This window comes from Paraburkholderia humisilvae, from assembly GCF_902859855.1.
GTDB classification, from domain to species: Bacteria; Pseudomonadota; Gammaproteobacteria; order Burkholderiales; family Burkholderiaceae; genus Paraburkholderia; species Paraburkholderia humisilvae.
In genome coordinates this window covers 1-1,091 of record NZ_CADIKH010000381.1, presented here as the reverse complement: position 1 = coordinate 1,091, position 1,091 = coordinate 1, and the positions used below count along the sequence as shown (strand labels likewise).

The window sequence follows — 1,091 nt, the reverse complement described above, 5'->3', positions numbered from 1 at the left end:
TCGTGCGCGTCGAAGTGGGGGGGCGCAAGATGTTTCAGGTCAAGCAGGGTAAAGCCTGAGAGAGGAGCATTTACCTCTTGCCTTTGGCCTTTCAATGGATGACAGATTTAATTCGGCCTACGATTCCCCAAGCCGATTTGCACCAGAGCCCCGCTACTTCGGCGTGATGGCGAATCCGAGATTCGCCATCACGCCAGCAGAGTTGTGTCGGACATGAGAGCGTGGGTTGTCAGGTTGCGATGCGGGGACGGGGCGGCTTCAGCCGTCAAAAGGGTCGTGTTTGTTATCTCGCCACGTTGATACGGCTTCATACAAACTTTCTATGCTCAGGGCCACGCTGAGCTTTTCCATGAAGAAGGAAGAACGATGCTCGTTAAGATGCGCGTTTTCGACGAAAATCAACAAGTGACTATCCACTACCAGACCACAATCAACGCGTCCGCATTGATCCAGGTCGCAAAACCTCGCGAAGCTACGATGCGGGAGAAAGGCAAACAGCTTACCCAGGGTGCGGTGCTCGTTCTTTGGGAAAGAATTCATTAAGGCGGTGCAGGCCGACAACAAATCGGAAATTGAAAAAACAGCCATGCAGGCCGCGATGGCTGCATGGCTGTCGGGCCATCTTTTCGCGGGCGTTAGTGAAGCGGAATTTGCGCACTGTGATCTCGAGTTCAACATGCACCCCACCGGCATGGTCGTCTACAATCGGAAGCCCGCGTAATAGGGCTCCACCGTTGCGTTGCTTTGCATTACTGATTTTTGAGCCAGGAAGGAGGAAATCAGTCTGCGCCGACCCGCAGGATGTTGCCCTCTGCGTTCGCACCGGTAGCGGCCCAGCCCGACCATCATTTCGGCGGAGGCGGGGACGAGCCCCGGGGCGGTTTGGAGCCCGCTCCTGCAAGCCCAACTCCGGGAGGCCAAATCCCATCTTCAGTACAGCACCACAAGCTTTCGCCTGTGTTCGTGACGCGTTCCCGTCGAGGTACCACGTGCTGCCGGGCTTGCGCCACGAGGCCTTCGCCCGATGAGCGAAGCCCTTGCCGAACTTATCGCGCCAGCATCGGATCGTCTCGTATGTCACGATCACCCCA

At 56.7% G+C, this 1,091-nt stretch carries 2 protein-coding genes and 1 pseudogene; 2 read left to right on the top strand and 1 reads right to left on the bottom strand.

Features of this window, described 5'->3' with window-relative positions; genetic code table 11:
* The first annotated feature begins 366 nt into the window (after positions 1-366).
* Both HV796_RS43865 and HV796_RS43860 read left to right on the top strand, forming a co-directional pair.
* On the top strand, positions 367-543 hold the full coding sequence (locus HV796_RS43865) for a hypothetical protein (protein WP_217478257.1): 177 nt from the start codon (positions 367-369) through the stop codon (positions 541-543).
* Between the two features lie 4 nt (positions 544-547).
* Positions 548-721: a hypothetical protein gene (locus tag HV796_RS43860; RefSeq protein WP_217478256.1), complete on the top strand. Its 174-nt coding sequence runs from the start codon at positions 548-550 to the stop codon at positions 719-721.
* Between the two features lie 255 nt (positions 722-976).
* On the opposite strand, the pseudogene HV796_RS46405 reads toward HV796_RS43860, so the two are convergent.
* Positions 977-1,091: pseudogene (locus HV796_RS46405) on the bottom strand (IS6 family transposase); the annotation flags it as partial.